This is a genomic window from uncultured Amnibacterium sp. (genome assembly GCF_964245895.1).
In the GTDB taxonomy this organism is placed as follows: domain Bacteria; phylum Actinomycetota; class Actinomycetes; order Actinomycetales; family Microbacteriaceae; genus Amnibacterium.
In genome coordinates this window covers 1-6,520 of sequence record NZ_CAXTOQ010000173.1, presented here as the reverse complement: position 1 = coordinate 6,520, position 6,520 = coordinate 1, and the positions used below count along the sequence as shown (strand labels likewise).

Here is a 6,520-nt window from a genome sequence, read left to right as displayed (position 1 = left end):
CGTCGGTGGTGTCGCCCATCGCGGACACGGCGACAACGACCTCGTTGCCGGCCTTCCGCGTCTCCACGATGCGCTTGGCGACCCGCTTGATGCTCTCGGCGTCGGACACGGACGACCCGCCGAACTTCTGCACCACCAGCGCCACGGCACCGCCCTCCCTTCCGCCCGCAGGCGGCGCACCAGTGTACCGGCGGGTCGGCGGCGCTCAGCGGAGGGCGCCGGACCAGGCCGCCCTCGCGCGGCGGGCGGCGCGCCACGCGGTGCGCAGGGCAGGTACCCGCGCGGCGCGCGTCCGCACGCGCCTCCGGAGGGACGGGGTCGGCCGGGGCAGCCCGGGGATCAGCCGCAGCAGGCGCTCCGTAGAGACGTAACGCCGCAGCACCGCGAGCCGCGGCGCCGGCAGGGCGAGCACCCGCTCGTCGTTCGCGCCGTGCAGGTGCTCGAGCACGCCCGGCTGCATGCTGAGCGCGGTGACAGCCATCACCAGGTCGACCATCGCGGGATCGGTCTCCGCCGGCCGGATCGGACCTCCCGCCAGCGGCACCGACTCGTGCAGCAGGTCCGCCAGCACGATCGCCATCCGGTTGCTGTTCTGGTACGGCCGCAGGGTGCGGAGCACGGACGCCGCCCCGACGGACACCGTGCGGATCCCCATCGCCCGCGCGGTGAAGAGCGCCGTGGAGAAGCAGCTGACGACGAGCCGCACGTCGAGCGCGTCGAAGAGGGTCTCGACCAGCCCGCCGGTGGGCAGCAGCCGGACGTCGTGCCCCTCCGCGACCAGCCCGTCGACGACCCCGCGCACCGCCCGGCCGGAGGAGCGCGGGTGCGCCCGGACGAGCACCGGCAGCTCGGGCTCCGCGGCGAGGGCCGTGCGCACCATGCGCTCGAGCAGCAGCGCGTCCTGCTCGACGGTGAGCAGCCCGAGGTCGGCCAGGTACTGCCCGACGACGACCGACACCGGGCCGTCGACGCCCGCGACCTCGATGCCGCCGATCTCGCCGAGCACCGCGAGCAGGTCCTCGACGGGGACGGTGCGGTAGTCGGGCGCGAACTCGCGCAGCACCCACGGCCCGTGCCCGGGCACCAGGTCGAGGTGCACGACGGCGTCGATCCGGTCGCCGATCAGCGACGGCACCTCGATGCGGGTGGGCCCGTAGGTCATCAGCCCGTCCGCGTAGATGTGGATGCGGGCGGTGTCGAACAGCCGGGCGAGGGACTGGGAGGCGGTGCCCTGGATCGACTCGATCCACAGGGTGTGCGGCTCCCCCGCCGCGATCCCGCACGCCGCGAGCAGCTGCGCGGTCGCGAGTCGCGCGTGGTGCGTGTCGGGTGCGGGCGACCAGCCGAAGGGGTGCTCCGGCGCGATGAGGTCGTTCAGGGAGACGATGCGGCCGAACCGGGACAGCAGCGCCGCGTACTCGGGCGACTCGTGCACCGCGGGGGACGCCTCCGTTGCCGGCACGGTGTTCGCGACGAGCAGCACGCGGTCCTCCGGCCGGCCGACGTCGAAGCGGTCGATGATCGCGGCCACCCCGCAGAGCCCGAACCCGGTCGCGACCTCGAAGACGTGCTGCACGGGGCGGGACCGTAGCGCCCGCCGGTTACCGGCGGTCCACCGGCCGGCAACCGGCGGGTGACACGGTGGCCGCCCTCGTCCTCGGCGGAAGGTCCTGCTGCCCGTGCCACCGGCTCCCCGGCTCTCCGTCGTCGTCCCGATGCAGGACGTGGCCCCCTACCTGCCGACCCTGCTCGTCACGCTGCGCCGGACCGAGCGGCGGGACGTCGAGCTGCTGCTGATCGACGACCACTCCCGCGACGACACCGCGGCGATCGCGGAGGCCGCGCTCCCCTCCTTCCCCCACGCCCGGCTGCTGCACCTCGACGCGACCACCGGGCTGTCGGCAGGCCGGAACGCCGGCGTCGCCGCCGCCTCCGCGCCCGTCGTGACGTTCCTGGACGGCGACGACTGGATCGCGCCCGGCTACCTCGACCGGGCGCTGGCGCGGTTCGAGGAGCGCGACGTCGACGTGCTGCGCGTCGACCACACCCGGGTCACCGGGAACCTGCGCGAGGTGGTGCGGAACCCGATCGGCGTGCGCGGCCGCGTCGTGCTCGCCCGCGAGCACGTGCTGCCCGTGCACCGGCCGACGATCGTGGACTTCCCGACCGCCTGGAGCGGCCTGTACCGCCGCGACTTCCTGCTGGAGCACGACCTGCGCTTCCACGAGGACCTGCTGACCGCGGAGGACCGCGACTGGTGGTGGCGGGTCGTGCTCGCCGACGGGCGGATGAGCTTCGAGGACCTGAACGGCGTGCGGTATCGCCGCGGCGTCGCGACCTCCCTGACCCAGATCGGCGACGCCCGGCAGCTGCACTACTTCGACTCGCTCACGCACGCGCTCGACGCCGTGTCGGCCGACCGGGAGGCGGACCGCCTGCTGCCGAAGGTGTGGCGCGGCTACCTGTCGATCCTGCTGTCGCAGCACCGCGCGGCCGAGCGGCTGCACGCCCCCGCGCGCCTCGAGCAGGCGCGCCGGAACGCCGCGGTGCTGGCCCGCCTCCCGCAGGCGCTGCTGCGGAAGACCCTCGTGATGATGTCGCGGGCCGACGTCGACCTGCTCGTGCGGCTCGGGCTGACCGTGCCGGACGTCGACCGGCTGCAGCTGTCGCGCAGGCAGGCCGCTGCCGAGGTCGCGCAGGACGTCGACCCGAACACGCTGCCCGGCGCGGCGGCGCGCTGAGTCGGGGGTTCCGCGAGGTCGGCGAGCGCAGGGTCGCGCGGCGTCGGGTCGGGTCGGGTCGGACCACGCCGGGTCGGCGCGGTCAGGCCGCGCGGAGGAAGGGGATCAGCGCCCCGTTGACCGCATCGGGCGCCTCCTCGGCCGGGTAGTGGCCGGCGTCGTGCACCACGACCGAGTGCACCCGGGCCACCGAGTGCGACAGCGCCTCCGCGACCTGGCTGCCGCGGCCGAACCGGCCCGCGATCGCGAGGCCGGGCATCGGCAGCCGCCGCCGCACGGCCCGGCGGACCGCGGAGGCGTCCTCCGGCTCGGCGCGGTACAGCGCCAGGGTCGACGCCAGCCGCGCGTCGGAGGCGTACGCGCTCATGTAGTTGACGTGCGCGTCGAAGTCGAGACCGGCGGGCCCGCTGCTGCCGCCGAGGTAGGCGTCGACGGTCGCGTCCAGCCGGCCGGCGAGCAGCCGCTCCGCGACCCCCTCCGGCGCCGTGAACAGCGGCCGGTGCCAGGACGGGTAGGAGGTGGATCCGGGCTCGGCGACCTCGATGCCGGGCGGGACCTCCTCCTCCACCGCGATCGCGGCGACGCGGTCCGGCTGCTGCGCGGCCATCAGCAGCGCGATCGTGGCACCGACGTCGTGGCCGAGCACGGCGAACCTGCGCACCGCGATCGCGTCGAGGGCGGCGAGCACCTCGCGGGCCAGGGTCGCCTTCGCGTGGTCGCCGCGGCCGGTGGAGTCCTCGCCCAGCCCGCGCGCCTCCACCTCGATCGTGCGGTACCCGGCGCGGAGGAGGACCGGCACGACGTGGCGCCAGTGGAGGGCCGTCACGGGCCAGCCGTGCAGCAGCACGACGGCCGGGCCGCGGCCGGTGTCGGTGACCGAGATGGTGGTGCCTGCGCCGATCGGGACGAGCATGCGCGATCGTAACCCCGGCCCCCTCCGGCGCCGCGGCGGCGCGCACGCCGGCACGGCTCTCGAGCACTTCAGCAGGCCAGCCGCACTTCAGCAGGCCGGTGACGGCCCGCGCAGCCTGCTGAAGCGCGAGCAGCCTGCCGAAGTGCTCATGAGCTCCAGCCGGGGCGCCTCAGTGGTCGACGAGACGGCGGCCCTCGAAGGCGCGGCCGAGGGTGACCTCGTCGGCGTACTCCAGGTCGCCGCCGACGGGCAGCCCGGAGGCGAGCCGGCTGACCGGCACCTCCATGGTGCGCAGCAGGCGCGACAGGTATGTCGCGGTCGCCTCCCCCGTCATGTTCGGGTCGGTGGCGAGGATGATCTCCTGCACCTCGCCGTCGGCCAGGCGCTGCACGAGCTCGCGGATCCGCAGGTCGTCGGGCCCGATGCCGTCGATGGGGCTGAGCGCGCCGCCGAGCACGTGGTACAGCCCGCGGTACTCGCGGGTGCGCTCGATCGCGGCGACGTCCTTCGGCTCCTCCACGACGCAGATCGTGGCGCGGTTGCGGCGGGCGTCGCGGCAGATGCCGCAGCGGTCCTGATCCGCGACGTTGCCGCAGAGGGAGCAGAACCGCACCTTCTCGCGGACCTCGAGCAGGATCTCGCCGAGGCGCGTCACCTCGAACCCGCGGGTCTGCACGATGTGGAACGCGATGCGCTGCGCCGACTTCGGGCCGATGCCCGGCAGGCGGCCGAGCTCGTCGATCAGCTCCTGGACGATGCCCTCGTACACGGCGTCACCTCACCTCGGTCGGGACGACGGCGGTCTCCTCGAGGAAGCTCGCGCCGAGGATCTCGCGCACGACGGCCTCGCCGTAGCGCTGGTGCTCGTCCGGTCGCACCGGGCGGGCGGGCGGCGCCGAGGCGGCCGGTCCCACCGGCTCGATCTCCGGCTCCTCGTCCGGCTCCGGCTCGGGTTCCGGCGCCACGGTGCCCCAGCCGGAGGGGGGCAGCGGCTCGGACCGGATCGGCGCGGGCGCGGCGACCGCCTGGGCGGGCGCGCGCACGACCGGGATCGCGGCGGTGGGCGGCGCGACGGCGCGATCGACCGGGTCGGGCGGCGGCGGGACGTCGTCGGGGTCGTCGGGCGGCGTCTCGGCCACCGGGGGGACCTCCGCCGTCGGCGGGGCCGGCCTCGACGCGCCGCCGTCGACCTTCGGCAGGAACTTCACCCGGACCCCGAGCACGTCGAGGATCGCGGTGCGCAGCACCTCGCTGACGCCGCCGCCGGTCTGCGCGGGGCGCTTGAACCCCTCGACGTCGCTGCGACTGAGGAACGAGAGCGTCAGCACGTCGTCCTGCAGCGCCAGCGGGTAGGAGGTGTACACCACGGCCCAGGCGCTGCGCTTGGCCCGCTGCACGGTCTCGAGGATCGCGGGCCAGGAGTCGCGCACGTGCTGCACGGTCATCGCCGGTGCCGGCGTCGCGCTCTCGGCGGGAGCGGCGACCGGCGCGGCCCCGGTCGGCGCGGCGGCCGGTGGAGCTGCGGCGGCGGGCGCCGAACCGGCCGCGGACACGGGAGGGACGGCGACGGGAGGGACGACCACGGCAGGCGCGGCCGCGGCCGGCAGCGACGGGCGGACCGGCGCGGACGGCGGCGGCACGTCGAACGACGGGGAGGTGGCGGCCGCCGCGACGGGCGGAGCGGCGGCGCGCACCGCCTGCTGGGCGGGCGCGGCCGCCTCCACCCCGACGCGGCGCTCGAGCCGCTCGATGCGGGTCGCAGCGCCAGCATCGGATGCCGGTACGAGCATACGAGCGACCATCAGCTCGAGATGCAGCCGCGGCGACGTCGCTCCGACCATCTCGTCGAGCGCGTCCGAGACGGTGTCGGCGATGCGGGAGAGCTCGGCTGCGCCGAACCGCTGCGCCTGCACGGACAGCGCGGCGATCTGGTCGGCGGGCGCGCCGCGCAGCACGCTCGCCGCCGCATCGCCCGTCGCCGCGACGACGATCAGGTCGCGCATCCGCTCCAGCAGGTCCTCGACGAACCGCCGCGGGTCCTGGCCGGTCTGCACGATGCGGTCGACGCCCGAGAACGCGCCCGCGGCGTCGTGCTCGGCCACCGCGGTCACGACCTCGTCGATGAGCGACGCGCTCGTGTACCCGAGCAGGGCTGTCGCCCGCTCGTACTCGACGCTGGCGCCCTCCGACCCGGCGATCAGCTGGTCGAGCAGGGAGAGCGTGTCGCGCACCGAGCCGCCGCCGGCCTTCACGACGAGCGGCAGCACTCCGGCCTCGACCTGGACGCCCTCCTCCGCGCAGAGGTGGGCGACGTACTCCAGCAGCTGCGCGGGCGCGACGAGCCGGAACGGGTAGTGGTGCGTGCGGGACCGGATGGTGCCGATCACCTTCTCCGGCTCGGTCGTCGCGAAGATGAACTTCACGTGCTCCGGCGGCTCCTCCACGATCTTCAGCAGAGCGTTGAAGCCCTGCGAGGTGACCATGTGGGCCTCGTCGAGGATGAAGATCTTGTACCGGTCGCGCGCGGGGGCGAACACCGCGCGCTCGCGCAGGTCGCGGGCGTCGTCGACCCCGTTGTGGCTCGCGGCGTCGATCTCGACGACGTCGAGCGATCCGCCGCCGCCGCGCCCCAGCTCGAGGCAGCTGGGGCAGGTGCCGCAGGGGGTGTCCGTCGGGCCTTCGGAGCAGTTCAGGCATCGCGCGAGGATGCGCGCGGAGGTGGTCTTGCCGCAGCCGCGCGGGCCGCTGAACAGGTACGCGTGGTTGACGCGGTCGGTGCGCAGCGCGGTGCGCAGCGGATCGGTCACGTGCGCCTGCCCGATGAGCTCGGCGAAGGCCTCAGGCCGGTAGCGGCGGTAGAGGGCGG

General features: G+C 75.2%; 5 protein-coding genes and 1 pseudogene. 1 reads left to right on the top strand and 5 read right to left on the bottom strand.

The window, feature by feature from the left end:
• Positions 1-145 (bottom strand): annotated as a pseudogene (locus ACFE60_RS16575) (aspartate kinase); the annotation flags it as partial.
• Between the two features lie 60 nt (positions 146-205).
• Positions 206-1,576, bottom strand: a complete 1,371-nt coding sequence (locus ACFE60_RS16570) for a polysialyltransferase family glycosyltransferase (RefSeq protein ID WP_375389963.1) — start codon at positions 1,574-1,576, stop codon at positions 206-208.
• Between the two features lie 103 nt (positions 1,577-1,679).
• On the opposite strand from ACFE60_RS16570, the gene ACFE60_RS16565 reads away from it, so the two are divergent.
• Positions 1,680-2,741: a glycosyltransferase family 2 protein gene (locus tag ACFE60_RS16565; protein WP_375389962.1), complete on the top strand. Its 1,062-nt coding sequence runs from the start codon at positions 1,680-1,682 to the stop codon at positions 2,739-2,741.
• Positions 2,742-2,823: 82 nt separating this feature from the next.
• Here the strand turns inward: ACFE60_RS16565 and ACFE60_RS16560 are convergent, their stop codons facing one another.
• The 3 genes from ACFE60_RS16560 to ACFE60_RS16550 all read right to left on the bottom strand — a co-directional run.
• Positions 2,824-3,654, bottom strand: a complete 831-nt coding sequence (locus tag ACFE60_RS16560; protein WP_375389961.1) for an alpha/beta fold hydrolase — start codon at positions 3,652-3,654, stop codon at positions 2,824-2,826.
• A 169-nt stretch (positions 3,655-3,823) separates the two neighbouring features.
• A complete protein-coding gene (gene recR / locus ACFE60_RS16555; RefSeq protein ID WP_375389960.1) occupies positions 3,824-4,423 on the bottom strand; it encodes a recombination mediator RecR in 600 nt (199 codons plus the stop codon).
• A gap of 4 nt (positions 4,424-4,427) precedes the next feature.
• A partial coding sequence (locus ACFE60_RS16550; protein WP_375389959.1) for a DNA polymerase III subunit gamma and tau occupies positions 4,428-6,520 on the bottom strand: 2,093 nt, incomplete at its 5' end.

Excerpts from the sequence above, each read along its gene's own strand:
- ACFE60_RS16560 (WP_375389961.1), bottom strand. The coding sequence starts at position 3,654 with ATGCTCGTCCCGATCGGCGCAGGCACCACCATCTCGGTCACCGACACC.